The 18666-nt window shown below is 71.9% G+C and carries 14 protein-coding genes; 9 read left to right on the top strand and 5 right to left on the bottom strand.

The genetic code is table 11. The annotated features are described in order from the left end of the window. The first annotated feature begins 409 nt into the window (after positions 1-409). Positions 410-859 carry a PTS glucose transporter subunit IIA gene (locus ACFYZB_RS10220; RefSeq protein WP_351216446.1) on the top strand — a complete coding sequence of 150 codons (450 nt, stop codon included), beginning with the start codon at positions 410-412 and terminating at the stop codon, positions 857-859. Positions 860-937: 78 nt separating this feature from the next. Further along, on the top strand, positions 938-2608 hold the full coding sequence (gene ptsP, locus ACFYZB_RS10215; RefSeq protein WP_388756497.1) for a phosphoenolpyruvate--protein phosphotransferase: 1671 nt from the start codon (positions 938-940) through the stop codon (positions 2606-2608). A gap of 118 nt (positions 2609-2726) precedes the next feature. On the opposite strand, the gene ACFYZB_RS10210 is transcribed toward ptsP, so the two are convergent. Further along, entirely contained in the window at positions 2727-3620 is an 894-nt protein-coding gene (locus ACFYZB_RS10210) for a hypothetical protein (RefSeq protein ID WP_388756494.1), read from the bottom strand. A 24-nt stretch (positions 3621-3644) separates the two neighbouring features. Further along, entirely contained in the window at positions 3645-4847 is a 1203-nt protein-coding gene (locus ACFYZB_RS10205; RefSeq protein ID WP_388756492.1) for an MFS transporter, read from the bottom strand. A 122-nt stretch (positions 4848-4969) separates the two neighbouring features. On the opposite strand from ACFYZB_RS10205, the gene ACFYZB_RS10200 reads away from it, so the two are divergent. Then, positions 4970-6289, top strand: coding sequence for an aminotransferase class I/II-fold pyridoxal phosphate-dependent enzyme (locus ACFYZB_RS10200; protein WP_388756489.1), 1320 nt, complete (start codon positions 4970-4972; stop codon positions 6287-6289). A gap of 18 nt (positions 6290-6307) precedes the next feature. Here the strand turns inward: ACFYZB_RS10200 and ACFYZB_RS10195 are convergent, their stop codons facing one another. Then, complete coding sequence (locus ACFYZB_RS10195) at positions 6308-8275, bottom strand: acetoacetate--CoA ligase (protein WP_388756486.1); 1968 nt, start codon at positions 8273-8275, stop codon at positions 6308-6310. Between the two features lie 215 nt (positions 8276-8490). On the opposite strand from ACFYZB_RS10195, the gene ACFYZB_RS10190 reads away from it, so the two are divergent. Further along, positions 8491-10851, top strand: a complete 2361-nt coding sequence (locus tag ACFYZB_RS10190) for a glycoside hydrolase family 31 protein (protein WP_388756484.1) — start codon at positions 8491-8493, stop codon at positions 10849-10851. A 152-nt stretch (positions 10852-11003) separates the two neighbouring features. Here the strand turns inward: ACFYZB_RS10190 and ACFYZB_RS10185 are convergent, their stop codons facing one another. Next, positions 11004-11540: an NUDIX domain-containing protein gene (locus ACFYZB_RS10185; protein ID WP_351216432.1), complete on the bottom strand. Its 537-nt coding sequence runs from the start codon at positions 11538-11540 to the stop codon at positions 11004-11006. A 46-nt stretch (positions 11541-11586) separates the two neighbouring features. Then, the gene (locus ACFYZB_RS10180) at positions 11587-12396 is read right to left on the bottom strand and encodes a M15 family metallopeptidase (RefSeq protein ID WP_388756481.1); all 810 of its coding nucleotides are present in this window, start codon (positions 12394-12396) and stop codon (positions 11587-11589) included. Positions 12397-12498: 102 nt separating this feature from the next. Here ACFYZB_RS10180 and ACFYZB_RS10175 point away from each other — a divergent pair, with 102 nt between their 5' ends. The 5 genes from ACFYZB_RS10175 (at position 12499) to glpK (ending at position 18655) form a co-directional block, all read left to right on the top strand. Beyond that, positions 12499-12924, top strand: a complete 426-nt coding sequence (locus ACFYZB_RS10175) for a Zn-ribbon domain-containing OB-fold protein (protein ID WP_388756538.1) — start codon at positions 12499-12501, stop codon at positions 12922-12924. Then, positions 12921-14111 (top strand): lipid-transfer protein, encoded by a 1191-nt coding sequence (locus ACFYZB_RS10170; protein ID WP_388756479.1) that lies wholly within the window; start codon positions 12921-12923, stop codon positions 14109-14111. Before ACFYZB_RS10175 ends, ACFYZB_RS10170 begins: the two co-directional genes overlap by 4 nt. Before the next feature lie 133 nt (positions 14112-14244). Then, complete coding sequence (locus ACFYZB_RS10165; RefSeq protein ID WP_388756476.1) at positions 14245-15891, top strand: GGDEF domain-containing protein; 1647 nt, start codon at positions 14245-14247, stop codon at positions 15889-15891. Positions 15892-16270: 379 nt separating this feature from the next. After that, on the top strand, positions 16271-17020 hold the full coding sequence (locus tag ACFYZB_RS10160; protein ID WP_388756474.1) for an MIP/aquaporin family protein: 750 nt from the start codon (positions 16271-16273) through the stop codon (positions 17018-17020). Between the two features lie 102 nt (positions 17021-17122). Beyond that, positions 17123-18655, top strand: a complete 1533-nt coding sequence (glpK, locus tag ACFYZB_RS10155; RefSeq protein WP_388756471.1) for a glycerol kinase GlpK — start codon at positions 17123-17125, stop codon at positions 18653-18655. Positions 18656-18666 lie beyond the last annotated feature (11 nt).

Raw genomic sequence — 18666 nt, 5'->3', positions numbered from 1 at the left:
TGATTTTTGGCACGCTGTTGAGTTCTCAAGGAACGGTCGCTTCCTTCGTACTCACCCTCTCGGGCTTTCCTCCGGGCGCTTCCCTTCGGTGTTTCAAACTCTACCAGGGTTTTTCCGTCTCCCTGACCACCCTCCTGCGGACATGCAGAAGCGGATCCAGAGATAGGATCTGACGAGTTTGGGTGCTGCCGAGGCTGAGTGAGGGCGCTCTCGCGCCTCCGCCCCAAGCAGGAGTACGACTGTACACGGAGTCTCGAAGGCCGTGCAAATCCACGGGGTTGGTGGTCTAGACCACTAGCTGGTAGCTTCCATACGGAACCGCCACTTCATATGACATACGCTGCTGCCAGCGCCGTCCGGGACAGGCAGTGACGGCCCGTAAGCAGCTCCACTCCTTGGGAGGCTTCCCATGACCACCGTGACGTCCCCTCTCGCCGGACGTGCCATCGGACTGGCCGAAGTGCCGGATCCGGTCTTCTCCGGGGCCATGGTCGGCCCGGGCACCGCGATCGACCCCCTGCGTGAGCCCTCCGAGGCCGTGGCGCCCGTGGACGGCGTCATCGTCTCCCTGCACCCGCACGCCTTCGTCGTGGTGGACGAGAGTGGGCACGGTGTGCTCACCCACCTCGGCATCGACACGGTGCAGCTCAACGGCGAGGGTTTCGAGGTGCTCGTCAACAAGGGCGACACGGTGACGCGCGGCCAGGCCATCGTGCGCTGGAACCCCTCCGCGGTCGAGGCCGCCGGCAAGTCCCCGGTCTGCCCCGTCGTCGCTCTCGAAGCCACCGCCGAGTCCCTCTCCGACCTCCGCGACAGCGGGGACGTGAAGGCCGGCGACAGCCTCTTCGCCTGGAACTGACGGCAGTGCCGTCACCGGACGGCGTTCACGACAAACACCGCGGCGGCGGGACCCGCCGCACTATCGGAGACGGGTGAGATGGAGACAACGCTGCGAGGCGTGGGCGTGAGCCATGGCGTGGCCATCGGCGAGGTCCGGCACATGGGTACGGCGGTGCTGGAGCCGCCGGCCAAGCAGATCCCGGCGGAGGAGGCCGAGCGTGAGCAGGGGCGCGCCCGCCAGGCCGTGGACGCCGTGGCCGCCGATCTGATGGCGCGCGGCAATCTTGCGGGGGGCGAGGCCCAGGCGGTGCTCGAGGCGCAGGCCATGATGGCCCAGGACCCCGAGCTGATGGCGGACGTGGACCGGCGGATCGCCGTCGGCAGCACGGCCGAGCGTGCGGTGTACGACGCGTTCGCGGCGTACCGGGAGCTGCTGGCCGGTGCCGGTGAGTACCTCGCCGGGCGGGTGGCCGACCTCGATGACGTGCGGAATCGTATCGTCGCCCGGCTGCTGGGCGTTCCGATGCCGGGTGTCCCGGACAGCGACCAGCCCTATGTACTCGTGGCGCGGGACCTGGCTCCCGCCGACACCGCGCTGCTGGATCCCTCGCTGGTCCTCGGTTTCGTGACCGAGGAGGGTGGGCCGACCAGTCACAGCGCGATCCTGGCGCGGGCGCTGGGTGTGCCGGCGGTCGTGGCGCTGCCGGGTGCCGGTGAGCTGGCGGAGGGCACGGTGATCGCCGTCGACGGCAGCACCGGCGACATCTTCGTGAACCCGAGCGAGGAGAAGAAGGCGCAGCTGGAGGCCGCGGCCGCCGAGCGCAAGGCCGCGCTGGCCGCCTCGACCGGCCCGGGTGCGACGGCGGACGGTCACAAGGTGCCGCTGCTGGCCAACGTGGGTGGCCCGGCGGACGTGCCGGCTGCCGTGGAGGACGGGGCCGAGGGTGTCGGTCTGTTCCGTACCGAGTTCCTGTTCCTGGACGACAGCAAGAACGCTCCTTCCGAGGAGAAGCAGGTGGAGGCCTACCGGCAGGTGCTGGAGGCGTTCCCCGAGGGTCGTGTGGTCGTGCGGGTGCTGGATGCGGGTGCGGACAAACCGCTGGACTTCCTGACGCCGTCCGACGAGCCGAACCCGGCGCTGGGCGTGCGGGGCCTGCGGACGCTGCTGGACCACCCCGAGATCCTGCGTACGCAGCTGACCGCGCTGGCGAAGGCCGCCGAGGGGCTGCCGGTCTACCTCGAGGTCATGGCGCCCATGGTGGCGGACCGCGCGGATGCCAAGGCTTTCGCGGATGCATGCCGTGAGGCGGGGTTGCGGGCGAAGTTCGGCGCGATGGTGGAGATCCCGTCGGCCGCGCTGCGGGCGCGTTCGATTCTGCAGGAGGTCGAGTTCCTGTCGCTGGGGACCAACGACCTGGCGCAGTACACGTTCGCGGCCGACCGGCAGGTGGGCGCGGTGTCCCGGCTTCAGGACCCGTGGCAGCCCGCGCTGCTGGACCTGGTGGCGCTGTCCGCGGAGGCGGCCAAGGCCGAGGGCAAGAGCTGTGGTGTGTGCGGTGAGGCCGCGTCCGACCCGCTGCTGGCCTGTGTGCTGACCGGTCTGGGTGTCACCTCCTTGTCCATGGGTGCGGCGTCGATTCCTTATGTCCGGGCGACGCTGGCGAAGTACACGCTGGCGCAGTGCGAGCGGGCCGCGGCGGCCGCGCGTGCCGCGGACAGTGCCGAGGAGGCGCGCAGCGCGGCTCAGGCGGTGCTGTCCGGCGAGTAGCCGTACCGACGGCGCGTCGTGTGTGCCGGGTGCAGGGGCGTCCCGCCTTCGGGTGGGGCGCCCCTGGTGCGTTCCGGAGTGTCTCGGCCCGGGAGGTGCCTTGGCCGCGCGGCTTGTCTCAGTGCCGGTGGCCGGGTGCCGTGTCCTTGTCCCCGAGGTCGGGGGGCTCGCAGTAGTCGACGCCGGATTCCGGGGAGATGAGGTCGCCGGTTTCGATGTCGGTGCAGTAGGCGTCGAAGACTTCGGAGGCGGTGAGTGCTTCGAGGCCGCCGGAGCGCAGCCGCCAGCCGTAGACGCGGTCGGCCGTGCCCGGGGCGCTGGTGCGCAGGACGAGTCCGCCGGGGCTTCGGGTGGCGAGGCCGAGTGCGAGGACGCTGGTGAATTCCAGGGCCTCGGCCTCGTCCAGGTGGATGCCGTCGTCGCCGTCCTGGTCGCCGTGCAGAACGGAGACGAGGGTGTCCGGTGGCCCGGAGACGCTGCACACGAGGTGCCGGTCACCGGGCGGTGCGGTGTCGAGGATGCGGACCAGGAGCTCGGAGGCGCGGGTGAAGGCGGCCCTGCCGATGTCCTCGCCGCAGGTGGGGCAGGGTCCGAGGCGGGACAGCAGGGTGGTGGCGTACTCCCAGGTCGCCTGCCGTACGGCTTCGTCGACGAGCGCGGGTACGAGGGTGGCGAGGGGCTGGCCGTCGTAGGGGATGGTGGGGCCGGTGGCCGCGAGTTCCGCGGTGAAGCGGGTCCGGCTGGTCGGGGCTTCCGGGTCGAGGCCGGCGCCCGCGCAGTAGGCGGCGTAGTCCTCGGGGTCGAACAGGGCGAGTGTGGTGTGGGTGCCCTGGGCGGCGCGGGCTTTGAGGACCGCCTCGACCTGTTTCAGGTAGGTCGCGTGGTCGTCGAAGGTGAAGCTGCGGTAGCGCCGCATGGCGCGGAAGTCGTGTTCGTCGGTGAGCAGGCCGAGTGTGCCGGCGATCTCACGGCGCAGGACGCGTCGCATGGTCTGGTGGTCGGTGTGCGCCATGTTTCCCCCAAAGTGCGCAGTCGATCAGTGCTCACTCACCGTAACCGGCGGCACTGACAACGGGCTCCGCCGGAGGCGGTCGCCGACCAGTCGGTGCTGGAGTGCGCAGGTCGCGGCGATGGTGGCGCCGAAGACGGTCCAGCCGAGCGGGCCGGTGGCGATGGCGGCAGTGACGGCGAGCGGGCCGATGCTGCGCTGGCCGGACTGGGCGAGGCCGTGTACGCCGAGGTAGGCGCCCTGCGCGGCGTCCGGGGCGAGGGCCAGGGAGAGTTCCCAGGACACGACGGCGTGCAGCATCTCGGCCAGGGTGAAGAGGGCGGCGGATGCGGTGAGCAGGCAGATGGCCTGGGTGCCACCGGTGGCCGACAGGGCCATGGTGACGCCGCCGGCGGCGGAGGCGGCGGACAGCGGGACGAGCAGTCTGCGGGCTGCCGCCGTGGTGGTGCCGTACCGGGCGAGCGGCACCTGGAAGGCGACGACCATCACGTTGTTGAGGACGAGCAGCAGGGGTGCGAGGCCGTGCGGTACGCCCGCGGTGTGCGCGATCCACAGGGGCAGGCCGACCTGGAAGACGGAGTCGTCGAGGAAGAGGACCAGGTCGGTGGCCACGTACCCGAGGTAGGTGCGGTCGCGCCAGGGATTGGCCGGCCTTGCGTCGCGAGGTGCGGTGCCGGTGGCGGCGACGCGGCTGCTGGAGGGGGGTTCCGCGCAGGTGAGGGTGAGGAGCGCGATCGCCAGGAAGGAGAGTGCGTCGCCGGTGAGGAGCCAGCGGTAGGCGGTGGTGGTGCCGACGGTGAGGGCGGCCGCGGCGGCGAGGCCGCCCAGGGCCCAGCCGGCGTTGGAGCAGGTGCGGTTGACGGCCTGATAGCGGACGCGGTCGGCTCTCGCGATGCGGGCGGAGTACAGCTTGGTCAGGACGCTCGAGGCGCGGTCACCGAGGCTGCCGACGGCCGAGATCGCCAGCAGCGGGAGGTAGTGGTCGCTGGTGAGCAGGCCGAAGGACGCGAGTGCGCGCAGGAGTTGGAGCGCGATCAGGATCCGGGTGAGGGGGAAGCGGTCGGCGATGCGTCCGCCGAGGGGTGCGCCGGCGATGCCGACGGCGCCCGAGACTGCGGCGAGGGTGCCGATCTGGGTGACGGAGAGGCCGGAGACGTAGGTGAAGTACAGGACGGAGACGGATGCCCACAGGCCGCTGCCGATGCGGTCGATGAAGGTGATCAGGAGCATGCGGCGTCCGTCGCGGCCTCCTGGTGTGCGCGAGGGCCTGATGGCGGCCTCGGGCTTTGCGTCCACTGTTCCCCCTCAGATGGAGCTTGTGTCGAGTTATGTACTGATACATACTCGGTAACGTGGCAACACAATATGAGATCACTGGTACGACGGCCAAGGGAATTGCCGCATCCGTCGAACGGGGCGTCGCGGAGGGCGCATTGGTACCGGGGCGCGCGCTGCCGCCCGTGCGGCGACTGGCGGACGAGCTGGGGGTGAGCCCGGGCACGGTCGCCACGGCGTACAAGGAGCTGCGACGGCGGGGCATCGTCGTCACGCGCGGGCGCGGCGGCACGGTGGTCGCTCCGGCCCCGGCGGTCGCCTCGCGGCGGCCGCCCAAGGTACCCGAAGGGCTGCGGGACCTGGCCGGCGGGCATCCCGACCCGGCGCTGCTGCCCGCGCTGCTGCCGCCGTCACGCCTCTCCCCCGGCGCCCGCTCCCACCGCTCCGCGCCCCGGCTGGCGCGGCTCGAGGAGGCGGTGCGCGCATGGCTGGCCGCGGATGGCGTCCCGGTGGAGCACGTGACGTTCGCGCACGGGGCGCTGGACCTGCTCGACCGGCTGCTGTCGGTCGAGTTGCGTCCCGGGGACGGCGTGGCGGTGGAGGACCCGGGCTATCACCATCTGCTGGATCTGGTCGCGGCGCTGGGCCTGCGCACCGTCCCGGTCGCGGTGGACGACGAGGGGATCCGCCCCGAGGCCCTTCGCGGGGCGCTCGGCGCCGGGGTCCGGGCCGTGGTGTTCAGTCCGCGCGCTCAGAACCCGTACGGCGGACACTTCTCCGCCGCCCGTCGCGACGCGCTGGCCGAGGTACTGCGGGGCGCGCCCGATGTGCTGGTGGTGGAGAACGACCACGCGTCCGAGGTGGCCGGTACCGCACTGCACACGGTGACGGGGGCCGGACCGGCCCGCTGGGTGCATGTACGGACCGTGAGCAAGTTCCTCGGTACCGATCTTCGCTGGGCGGCCGCGGCCTGTGATCCGGTCACGCTCGCCCGGCACGACGGTCGGCTGCTGCTGACCTCCGGCTGGGTCAGTCACCTGCTGCAGGAGACCGTGCACGGTCTCCTGACGGACGGGGACACGCATGCGTTGGTGGCACGCGCGCGTGAGACGTATGCCCGGCGTCGCGCCGCGCTGGCCGCCGAGCTGGCCGCACGGGGCATCGCGTCGCACGCCGCGAGCGGGATGAACGTGTGGGTGCCCGTGCGCGACGAGTCCGCGGTGGTGAACGGACTGCGGTCGTACGGCTGGTGGGTCGCGGCCGGGGCGAGGTTCCGCCTTGCTTCCGGGCCGGGGGTGCGGATCACGGCCGCCGGTCTTGAGCCCGCCGATGCCGCGCGGCTGGCCTCGGACTTCGCCACCGTACTGGGCGAGTCCGAGGCCACCTATGGAGGATGAGGGTGCCGTCGGCGGGGGTCAGGCGCGCTTGCGGGCCAGTTCCTCGTAGAAGGCGAGCAGGGCGAGGTTGTCGATGGAGCCGGGGTTGACCGCCTTCTCCAGGGGGGTGCCCTGCAGCAGGCGCTTGACGGGGACCTCGATGCGCTTGCCGGTGAGGGTGTGCGGGACGCCGGGCACTTCGATGATCTCGTCGGGTACGTGGCGCGGCGAGAGCTGCTCGCGGATCGTCTGCCTGATGCGGTTCAGGAGTGCCTCGTCGAGGACGGCGCCGGGCGCGAGGTGCACGAACAGCGGCATCCAGTAGCCGCCGTCGGGCTGCTCGATACCGATGACCAGGGACTCCTTGATCTCGGGCAGGCGCTCGACGACCTCGTAGATGTCGGCCGAGCCCATGCGCACGCCCTGCCGGTTGAGGGTGGAGTCGGAGCGGCCGTGGATGATCACGGTGCCGCGCGAGGTGACGGTGATCCAGTCGCCGTGCCGCCAGACGCCGGGGTAGGTGTCGAAGTAGCTGTCGTGGTAGCGGCTGCCGTCGGGGTCGTTCCAGAAGCGGATCGGCATGGAGGGCATGGGGTTGGTGACGACCAGTTCGCCGACCTCGTCGATGACGGGTTTGCCGCTCGGGTCCCACGCCTGCAGGTCGGTGCCGAGGCCGGGTGCCTGGAGTTCGCCGGTGTACACCGGGAGTGTCGGTACGCCGCCGGCGAAGCAGGAGCACACGTCGGTGCCGCCGCTGACGGAGGCGATCCACAGGTCGTCGCGCACCTCGTCGTGCAGCCAGCGGAAGCCGTCGGGCGGCAGCGGCGAGCCGGTGGTGGCGACGCACTTCACGGCGGACAGGTCGTGGTCGCGCGCGGGGTGGACGCCGGCCTTGCGGCAGGCCATGACGTAGGCGGCGGAGGTGCCGTACAGGGTGGCCCGGGTGCGTTCGGCGATCCGCCACTGGGCGCCGGTGTCCGGGTAACCGGGGCTGCCGTCGTACAGGACGATCGTCGTGCCCGTGAGCAGGCCGGAGACGAGGAAGTTCCACATCATCCAGCCCGTCGAGGTGTACCAGAAGAAACGGTCCTCGGGGCCGAGGTCGCAGTGCAGGCCGAGCTGCTTGAGGTGCTCGACCAGGATGCCGCCCTGGGACTGGACGATGGCCTTGGGCAGGCCGGTGGTGCCGGAGGAGTACAGCACCCACAGCGGGTGGTCGAACGGGACCGGCTCGAAGGCGGGCTCGGTGTCCCCCGCCGTCAGCGCCGACCACTCCAGGGCGCCCTCGGGTGCCTGGGTGCCGAGCAGCGGAATGTGGACGACGGCACGCACCGTGGGCAGCTCGCGGCGCAGCTCGGCGACGATCTCGCGGCGGTCGTGCTCCTTGCCGCCGTAGCGGTAGCCGTCGACGGTGAACAGGACGACGGGTTCGACCTGCTGGAAGCGGTCGAGGAGGCTGCGGGCTCCGAAGTCGGGTGCGCAGGAGGTCCAGACGGCGCCGACGGCGGCCGTGGCGAGGAGGGCGACGACGGCCTGCGGGATGTTGGGCAGGTAGCCGCTGACGCGGTCGCCGGGGCGGACACCGAGAGCCCGGAGTCCGGCGGCGAGGGAGCCGACCTGGCGGCGCAGTTCGGACCAGGTCACCGGGCGCGGTTCGTGGGTCTCGTCGACGTACAGGAGGGCGGGCTCGTCCGGGCGGGTGGCCGCGGCGCGCAGGGCGTGCTCGGCGTAGTTGAGGGTGGCTCCGGGGAACCACTGGGCGCCGGGCATGGCGCGGTCGCCGAGCACGCGCGCGCAGGGCGTCGAGAAGCGGACGTCGAACCACTCCGTGACGGCTTTCCAGAAGGTGTCCAGTTGGTCGACGGACCACTGGTGCAGGGCGGGGTAGCCTCCTTCGGCCGGGGCGCCGTGGTGCTCGGCGGCCCAGGCCTGGAACTGGGTGATGCGTGCCTGGGCGATCCGCTCGGGATCGGGCTGCCAGAGCGGCTGGGGGTTCGCGGTCGTCATGGGGGCGGCTCCCGGGCTGTGCGCGTCGTGTGCGTCGGTCCGCGCACGGGCTGGGGTGTGCGCGTGACGCGGCTGACAGGGACGATGCCATGTGATCGACTTCTGCACCAGGGTGTGTCCCACACAGTCCGTGTCGTGAAGATGTGGTCCCAGCACGGGTGAACGGCAGTTGAACGGCACGCGCGCGTGGGGCGCTCAGTGGCAGGGTGAGCAGCATGGACGGTCGTGACCTGGTGCGTTCGGTGAGTGTGGTCGGTTCGGGGAGGGCGGCGCAGGGGTTGCGTACCGTGCGGGCGGCGTGGCGCAGGAGGCGGATCGACGCGGCCGGGCTGCCGCCGCGGGGGGCCGAGCGCGCGCGGGTGCCGGGGCAGGTCACGAGCGTGGCGCCGGGGCCGGGGGGCGGTGTCATCCGGTTCAGCCGGTCCGAGCTGCGGATCACCGTCGCGGTGAACGGGGCGGTGTTCTGGGGGTGGGACGGGGCGGGGCCGCAGCCGTCGTACGCGCTCGCCGGGAGCTGCCCGGAGCCGGACCCGCGTGCGGTGCTGGAGCCGGACAAGGACGGTGGCTGGCGGGTGGTCGCCGAGCGGGTGACGGTGACCGTCTCGCGGCACGGCGCGGTGGAGGTGTGCACGCCGGGTGGCGTGACCCTGCGGCGGGATCTGCCACCGCGCTGGTGGGAGCCTGTCGGCGGGGGCTCGGCGCGCTGGATGCAGCGGTCGGAGGTGGCGGCGGACGCCCGCTTCTTCGGTCTGGGCGGCCGGGCGTCCGGGCCCCGGCTGCGGGACGGCACGTACCGGCTGTGGAACACCGACCCCGGCCGGGCGTTCGGCCCCGGCAACGATCCGCTGTACGTGACGATGCCGGTGCAGCTCGTGGTGGCCGACGCCGGCACGCATCTGGTGTTCCACGACACCACGTGGGACGGCAGGGTGGTGCTGCGCGAGGGCGAGGAGGGGGCCGGGTCGGGGCACGACCGGGTGGGGCGCTGCGAGCTGCGGATGGACGGCGGGCCGCTGCGCTGCTGGGTGATGGTGGGCACCCCCGCGCGCGTGCTGCACACCTGGGCCTCGCTGACCGGTGCGCCGGCGCTGCCGCCCGCGTGGGCACTCGGCCACCAGCACGCGCGATGGGGGTTCGGCAGCGAGCAGGAGGTGCGCCGGATCGTCGCCGGCTACCAGGAGCGCGAGCTGCCGTTGGACGCCGTGCACCTGGACATCGACCACTACGACGACCACCAAGTGTTCACCGTCGACCAGGAGCGGTTCCCGAAGCTGCCGCAGCTCGCCGACGAGCTGCGCCGCGACGGGATCCGCCTGGTGTCGATCGTCGACCCGGCGGTGAAGGCGGCGCCGGGCAACGCGGTGTACGACAGCGGTTCGGCGGTGGACGCGTTCGTGCGGGACGCCTCCGGGCGGACGGTGCGCGGTGTGGTGTGGGCCGGAGAGTCGGTGTTTCCGGACTTCACGCACGCGCGCGTGCGCACGTGGTGGGGCTCGCTGTACGAGGAGCGGCTGAGGCAGGGCTTCGCGGGCTTCTGGCACGACATGAACGAGCCGACGTCCTTCAACGCCTTCGGGGAGCCGACCCTGCCGCGTTCGGCCCGGCATGCCCTGGAGGGACGCGGGGGCGACCACCGGGAGGCGCACAACGTGTACGCGCTCTGCATGGCCCGGGCGGGATACGAAGGGCTTCGCGAGCTGGCACCCGGCGAGCGGCCCTTCCTGTTCTCGCGGTCGGGCTGGGCGGGGATGCAGCGGTACGGGGGCACCTGGTCCGGGGACGTGGCGACGGGGTGGACCGGACTGCGGGCGTCGCTGTCGCTGGTGCTGGGGCTCGGACTGTGCGGGGTGCCCTACTCGGGTCCGGACGTGGGCGGTTTCGACGGCAGTCCGTCGCCGGAGCTGTACCTCAGGTGGTTCCAGCTCGGCGCGTATCTGCCGCTGTTCCGCACCCACGCGAGTCTGCGGGCGGGGCGCCGGGAACCCTGGGAGTTCGGTGCCGAGGTGCTGGGGCACGCGCGCGTGGCGCTGCTCGAGAGGCGGCGGCTGCTGCCGTACTTCGTCACGCTGGCGCATCTGGCGCGGCGCACCGGCGCGCCCTATGTGCGGCCGCTGTGGTGGGGAGCGCCGGAGGACCGGGCGCTGCGCGACTGCGAGGACGCGTTTCTGCTCGGGGACGGTCTGCTGGTGGCTCCGGTGCTGGATCCGGGTGCCGACCGGCGGGCGGTGCAGCTGCCGCGGGGCCGCTGGTACGACACCGTGACGGAGCAGGCGTACGAGGGGCCGGCGCAGGTGCTCGTCGACGCGCCGCTGTCACGGACACCGGTGTTCGCGCGCGCGGGTGCGGTCATTCCCGTGCGCGGCGCCGACGGCGGCCTCGAGCTGGAGGTATGGGCACCCGCACGGGGCCGGACGGGCGGCGGACTGGTCGTGCCGGACACGGGCGACGCGTGGGACGAGCCGGAGATCGAACGCTACGTCGCCCGCCGACAGGGCCCTCGCGTGGTGGTCGCCCGGCACCGGGAGGACGGTTCCGCCGAGCCGCCCCACCCGGTGCGGGTGCGGGGGCTCGGCTGAGCCTGCCAGCGCAGTGCGCGGGCGCGAGGGTTCGGCCGAGTCATCCGGTCCGGCGCGAGGACACCACCGGGCCCGCCTGCCCGGTGCGGGGCGAGGACACCGCTGAGCCTGCCTGCCCGGTCCGGCGCGAGGGCCCGGCCGGGCCGCGCCGGTCAGACGTACCGGCCCTCGAACCAGGCCCGTACGGCCACGGTGTGCAGCGGAAAGGCGAGTTCCTCGGGCCTGCGCAGCAGCCGCCAGCCCTCGGTCTCGTCCGTGGCCTCGGCCGGCGGAAGCCCCTCCACCGGGCGTTCCGGGAGGAGTCCGAACAGCAGAAGGTGCCCGTCGGGCGAGCTCATGGCGTCCACGAGCCGCACGTCACGGGCGCCCGCGTCGATGCCGGTCTCCTCCTTGAGCTCGCGCACGACGGCCTGCTTCCAGTCCTCCCGGTCGTCGATGTAGCCGCCGGGCAGCGCCGTGCCCCCGCGGGCGGGGGCGACGGTGCGGGTGATGACGACCAGGGCCGTGCCCTTGGTGTCGTACACGGGCTGGAGCGCGATCGCGACCGGCAGCGGATTGCGGTAGGCGACGGTCCCGCAGGACGGGCAGGTGCGCGGCCAGCCGGAAACGCCCTCTCCGTAGGGCGCTCCGCAACCCGAACAGTGCGAGTCCGGTGCGGAGTTGGCAGTTGAGTGCTGAGTTTCGGACACGCGCGGACTGTATCCGATCAGAGGAAGGACATCTTCCGAAGGCTGCTCAGTGGGCGCCGATGAGCGATTTCGAGGACACGGGGAAGTCGAAATAGGTGTCCGGGTAGGGCTCTGGCTTGTATGTGTAGTGCCACCACTCCTCGGCGAGGTTCACGAATCCGAGGCTCTCCAGGGTGCTCTTGAGCAGCAGGCGGTTGGCACGCTGTTCGCCCTGGATGCGGGGGTCGAGCGTGTGCGCGAGGGTGTCGAAGCAGTCGAATCCGGTGCCCATGTCGACGGAGTTGTCGGGGAATCGCTCCTCCTTGGGCGCGTAACAGGGCACGAGCGGCTGCCCGGGGTGATAGGGCCGCGTCGGCCTCGCGGGGAGCTTCACGATCGTGAGGTCCATCGTCGAGCCACGGCTGTGGCCGGATTTCTCGGCGATGTAACCGTCCGCGAACAGGCGGGTCTTGTCGACGTTCGGGTAGAACTCGCCCTTCATCGCCTGGTCGTCGAGGTCCTTGGCCCAGCGGACGAAGTGGTCCACGGCCCGCTGCGGCCGGTAGCAGTCGTAGACCTTGAGGGTGTAGCCCTTGCGCAGCAGGGTGAGCTGCGCCTTGTGGAGGGCTTCGGCGGCGGGGCGGGTGAGGATGCAGATCGGCTGCTCGTAGCCGTCGATGCGCTCGCCGACGAAGTTGTGCGGGGTGAAGTAGCGCATCTCCTGGATGATCGTGGGATCCACGGTTCTCAGGGCCACGAAGTCCTTCGGTGCCTTGGGCTCCGTCGTCGCCCCGGCGGTCGCGGGGGCGGTGGTCACGGCCAGCAGGGCGGCGAAAGCGGTGACCAGCCCGCGTACTGCACTGGTGAGTCGTGTCATGTCTCGTGCACTGCCCAATTCCGGAGGTCCGTGACACACTTCTGACGTTCCGTCAGATTACCTCGGCAGGGAGGGGCGACGATGCCTCACACACGCGCGCCAGTGGTCGACGGATGGTTCGTCGGCACAGGAGACGACTTCAGGCTCCTCGGCACCCGTTGCGCGGCATGCGCCTCGGTGTTCTTTCCCCGCGAGGACGCCCACTGCCGCAATCCCGGGTGCGACGGCGGCGATCTCGAGGAGGTGCCGCTGTCGCGGCGAGGGCGCGTCTGGTCGTACACGGACAGCCGATACCGTCCGCCGTCACCCTATGTGAGCGACCCGGAACTTCCGTGGGAGCCGTACACGTTGATCGCTGTGGAGCTGGAGGCCGAGCGGATCGTGGTGCTGGGTCAGGCGGCTCCCGGGGTCACTGTCGCCGATCTGACGGTGGGCATGGAGGTGGAGGTCGTCGCCGGAGTGCTCCACGAGGACGCGGAGACGACCTGGACGACCTGGCAGTGGCGGCCGACGGGGGTGAGGGCGTGAGGACGGACGTGGCGGTGCTCGGCGCGGGCATGCACCCGTGGGGCAAGTGGGGCCGGTCCTTCGTGGAGTACGGAACCGCGGCGGCCCGCGCGGCGCTCGCGGACGCCGGTGTCGACTGGCGCGACGTCGGCTCGGTCGTGGGCGCCGACACGGTGCGTGGCGGGTATCCCGGGTATGTGGCGGGAGCGACCTTCGCCAGGGCCCTGGGGTGGCAGGGGGCCAGGGTCGCCAGTGTGTACGCGGCGTGCGCCTCCGGGGCACAGGCCATCGCGACGGCCCGGGCTCAGATACTCGCCGGGCTCGCGGACGTCGTCCTCGTGGTGGGGGCGGACGCGGCACCCAAGGGGTTCTTCCGGCCGGCGGGCGGTGACCGGCCGGACGATCCGGACTGGCTGCGCTTCCGGGTCCTGGGCGCGACCAATCCGGCGTACTTCGGGCTGTACGCGCGGCGGCGGATGGCGGTGCACGGGGACACACCGGAGGACTTCGCCCTGGTCAAGGTGAAGAACGCCGCCATGGGCGCGCTCAACCCGTACGCCCGCTACCGCAGGCGGGTCACCGCCGAGGAGGTCGCCGCGTCCGCGGTGGTCGCCGATCCGCTGCGGCTGCTCGACATCTGCGCCACCTCCGACGGCGGGGCGGCCCTGGTGCTCTCGAGCATGGAGTTCGCGCGCCGGCACGGGGTGACCCGGCCGGTGCGGATCCGGGCGGTGTCGACGGTGACCCCGCGCTTCCCGAACACGGTGCTGGACCTGCCGGACATCGCCACGGACTCCACCGTGGCGGTGGGCGCCCCCGACGAGACCTTCCGGGCCTCCATCGCCGGGGCCGCCTACGAGGAGGCCGGCGTCGGCCCCGGCGACCTGTCCCTGGCCGAGGTCTACGACCTGTCCACCGCGCTGGAGCTGCAGTGGTACGAGGACCTGGGGCTGTGCGGCGAGGGCGAGGGGGCGAAGCTCCTGCGGGAGGGCGCGACGGCGCCGGGCGGCCGCATACCCGTCAACGCCAGTGGCGGGCTTGCATCGTTCGGGGAGGCGGTACCGGCCCAGGCCGTCGCCCAGGTCTGCGAGCTGACCTGGCAGCTGAGAGGCACGGCGGGCGACCGGCAGATCGCCGGTGCGCGCGTGGGGATCTCCGCCAACCAGGGGCTTTTCGGGCACGGATCCTCGGTGGTCACGGTGAGGTGACGGCATCGGAGGGAAGCGTCGCGTGACACGTGAGGTCACAGAGGTCTTCCACGCTCTGTGATCAGCCCGGAATCCTGCGTGAACGTCTCATGAACTGCGCCTGGGCGCACGCGGGTAGCGCCATCATCCTCACGTGCACTCCTGGACGGACACTCTCCGCTTCGCCTTCCAGCCGGTGGTCAACCTGAGGACGGGCGCGGTCACCGCACTGGAGACACTCGCCCGCCCGGAGACCGGTGACATCCTGGCCGAGGCCCGCCGGGACCCCGAACTCGACGGCAGGCTCACGGTGTTGGCACTCCGCACCGCGACGCAGAAGGAAACCCTGCTGCCGCTGCACCTGAACGTGTTCGCGGCCACCCTCGCCGACCTCGGCGGCCTGGCCCCGCTGCACGACGCCGTGCGCGCGGCCGGGCGCCTGCCCTGGGAGGTGACACTGGACGTGGTCCCGCCCTACACGCACGTGCCGCAACGGGCCCTGCTGGAGGCGGTGGCCACGCTGCGCGAGCAGGGCTTCCGGATCAGCGCCGACGGCATCGGGGACGGCGACGTACCGCTCCGGCTGCTCACCGACCTCTCCCCCGACCTGGTCAAACTCGATGCCTCGCTGCTGTCCCGACCGGCCGCGGTGCGGGCGATGCGGACGCTGTGCGAGGAACTGGGGGCCCTGGTCGCGGTGGAGGGTGTGGAGACCGAGCTGCAGTTCGCGGCGGCTCTGTCGGCCGGGGCACAGCTGGGCCAGGGCGAGTTGTTCGCGCCGCCCGCCCGGATCCCCGCCGCGGACGTATACGTTCCGCCCCCCTCCCCCGGCACCGTCGGTGTGCCCCGGTCCGGGCCGTCCGTGCGGGAGTTCGTGCGCCCGGCCGCCGTACTGCCGGTGACCGCCTCGGCCGGGCAGGTGCGGGCGCTGCTGACCGGATCGCCGGACGTCTCCGGTGTGCTGCTGGTGGACCAGACCGGCAGGCCCGTGCGCTCGGTGCACCGCTCACGCTTCCTGCTGTCGCTGTCCGGTCGCTACGGGCACGCCCTGTACGCCGACCGGCCGGCTTTCAAGCTGGGGGACGCGCCCCGTACGGTCGGCGTCGACGCCACCGCCTGGGAAGTGCTGGACGTGGTCGCGATCGGTGGCCGGGACCGGACCTCCGACGATGTCGCGGTGGTCGACCGGTACGGCCGGTGCGTGGGCGTCGTACGGCTCGCGGATCTGGTGCGGGCCCTGGCCGAGAGCCGGGTCGAGGAGGCAGCCGGGCTCAATCCGCTGACCCGGCTGCCCGGTTCGGACGCGATCACCAGCGAGGTGGACCGGTGGATCGCGGACGGTCGGACGTTCGCGCTCAGCTGGCTGGACATCGACCACTTCAAACAGGTCAACGACGGTGCCGGGTTCGCCATGGGCGACGAGTTGATCCGGTCGGTGGGGCGAGCGCTGCAGCACGCGGCCTCGGGGCACGCGCGCGTGGGGCACATCGGCGGGGACGACTTCCTGGTGCTGACCGAGGAGCAGGCGCTCGACCCGCTGGTCGAGGCGGTGCTCGACGCGCCCTGGTCGGCGGGAGGCCGGCCGGTCACGCTCTCCCTGGCGACCGTGGTGTGCGCGCCGGGGAGCGTGGGCGACCACCGCCAGGCAGCCGCCCAGCTCGCTCCGCTGAAGAAGGCGGCCAAGGCACTGCGCGGCGCGAGCTGGGTGCTCGGACGGGCCGGGCTGCCCGGCCATGAGGTCCGGCGCGCCGGGGCGGCACCGGCGCAGGCCGGGTACGCGACCGCCGAGCCGGGGCGGTGAACGTCCCCCACGGAGAGGTCGATTGAGTCCCGGCAGTGTGACCTGGGCGTCGAGTGGGCTGCCGGCACCGTCGTCGCCGGGCCGCGGGACGAGTCACCGTCACCGTCGCCGTCGGCAACCTTGACGCCCCCGGGGCGCCGGTGAACACTTCCCGGTGTCAGTCGACATCGCCGTACATTCTCGGTGTTATCAGGCACAGTGCCACGGGTCTGTCCTGCTCCACGGCTCGTCCCTTCCCCGGCGATACGGCTGCGACGACACGCTCGTCACGGACGCCGGGCGGGGAACGGGGCTCCCTGCCTACGACCGAAGACGCCAACGGAACGTTCCTGCACGGAGGGCCGGGGCTGACCGCCCCCACGGCGCCAAGGGAGCCGCCATGAGCAACGGAGACATCTTCGTCGGCGAAGTCATCGGAACCGCGATCCTGATCCTCTTCGGTGCCGGTGTCTGCGCCGCCGTCACTCTCAGACACTCCAAGGCGCGGGCCTCGGGCTGGGTCGTCATCGCGTTCGGCTGGGGCTTCGGCGTCCTGGCGGGCGCGTACACCGCCGCTCCGCTCTCCGGTGGCCAGCTCAACCCCGCGGTCACCATCGGCATCGCCATCGACACCGGCAAGTGGGGCAAGGTCTGGGTGTATCTGCTGGGCCAGCTCGTCGGCGCGATGCTCGGGGCCGTACTGGCCTATCTGGTGTACCTCGCCCAGTTCCAGGCCAACGTCCACAGGGAGGGCACGACGGAGGGCACGGCCGACGAACCGGTGCCGACGCTCGGGATCTTCTCGACCATCCCGGAGATCCGGAACCCGGTCGCCAACCTCGTCACCGAGATCATCGCGACCGTCGCGCTCGTGCTGCCGATCCTCGCCTTCGGGCTGACGAAGGGACTCGGCCAGTCCGGCACCACCGTACTGATCGTCTCCCTGCTCGTCGTCGGCATCGGGCTCTCCCTCGGCGGCCCCACGGGCTATGCCATCAACCCGGCCCGCGACCTCGGCCCGCGCATCGTGCACACCTTCCTGCCGATCCCCAACAAGGGCACCTCCGACTGGAGTTACGCCTGGATCCCGGTCGTCGGGCCCCTGATCGGCGGGGCACTCGCCGGGGCCCTCTACAACGCGGCCTTCTGACCGCCCGGGTCCCGTCCCTCGCCGACCCCGAACGTCCCCTGCCTCCCACCCCGCACGCGCCCCTGTGACCAGCGAACCGACCCAGCGATCCAGAGGACTGCCATGACGGACACCGCCGACACCTACGTCGCCGCCATCGACCAGGGCACCACGTCCAGCCGCTGCATCGTCTTCGACCACAGCGGCGCCATCGTCGCCGTGGACCAGCGCGAGCACCGCCAGATCTTCCCGAAGCCGGGCTGGGTGGAGCACGACGCGACCGAGATCTGGTCCAAGGTGCAGGCCGTGGTGGCCGGGGCGCTCGCCAAGGCCGGGCTGCGCGCCGACCAGCTGAGCGCGCTCGGCATCACCAACCAGCGGGAGACGACCGTCCTGTGGGACCGCGCCACGGGCAAGCCGGTGCACAACGCGATCGTCTGGCAGGACACCCGTACCGCGTCCCTGTGCAACGAACTGGGCGGCACGGACGGCCAGGACCGCTTCCGCGAGCAGACGGGGCTGCCGCTGGCGAGCTACTTCTCCGGGCCCAAGGCGGCCTGGCTGCTGGACCATGTGCCCGGACTGCGGGAGCGGGCCGAACGCGGCGAGATCGCCTTCGGGACCATCGACTCCTGGCTGATCTGGAACCTCACGGGCGGCACCGAGGCCGGCCGGCACGTCACCGACGTCACGAACGCCGGCCGCACCATGCTGATGAACCTGGAGACGCTCCAGTGGGATCCCGCCATCCTGTCCGCCATGAACGTGCCCGAGGCGGTGCTGCCCGAGATCAGGTCCTCCGCCGAGGTGTACGGCACGGCCGTCGGGCAACTCGCCGGTGTGCCCGTCGCCTCGGCGCTCGGCGACCAGCAGGCCGCCGTCTTCGGGCAGGCCTGCTACGACGTGGGCACCGCCAAGAACACCTACGGCACCGGCAGCTTCCTGCTGCTGAACACCGGGAACCGGCCGGTGCCGTCCAAGAACGGGCTGCTGACGACGATGGGCTACAAGATCGGCGGGGAGGCGCCGGTGTACTGCCTGGAGGGGTCCATAGCGATAACGGGCGCGCTGGTCCAGTGGTTCCGCGACCAGCTGGGGATCATCCGGACCGCGGACGAGATCGAGACACTGGCGGCGAGCGTCGAGGACAACGGCGGCGCGTACATCGTGCCCGCGTTCTCGGGCCTGTTCGCGCCCTACTGGCGCTCCGACGCGCGCGGTGTCGTCACCGGCCTCACCCGGTACGTCACGAAGGCCCATCTCGCACGCGCGGTGCTGGAGGCGACGAGCTGGCAGACCCGGGAGGTCGTGGACGCCATGTACCAGGACTCAGGGGTGCGGATCACGACCCTGAAGGTGGACGGCGGCATGACGAAGAACAACCTGCTCATGCAGCACCAGGCGGACGTCCTCGGCGTCCCGGTGATCCGGCCACGGGTGTCGGAGACGACCTGCCTGGGCGCCGCCTACGCGGCCGGCCTGGCGACGGGCGTGTGGCACGACCTGGACGAACTCAAGTCGCACTGGCAGCGGGATGCGGAGTGGACACCGACGATGGAGCCGTCGGTGCGCGACCGCGAGTACCGCAACTGGCGCAAGGCCGTGGAGAGGAGCTTCGGCTGGCTGGAGGAGAGCACGGAGGGCGACGGCGCGTAGTGGTGCGCGGC

It is taken from the genome of Streptomyces sp. NPDC001852 (assembly GCF_042891825.1).
Classification (GTDB): domain Bacteria; phylum Actinomycetota; class Actinomycetes; order Streptomycetales; family Streptomycetaceae; genus Streptomyces.
This window is presented reverse-complemented; position numbering and strand designations above follow the sequence as displayed.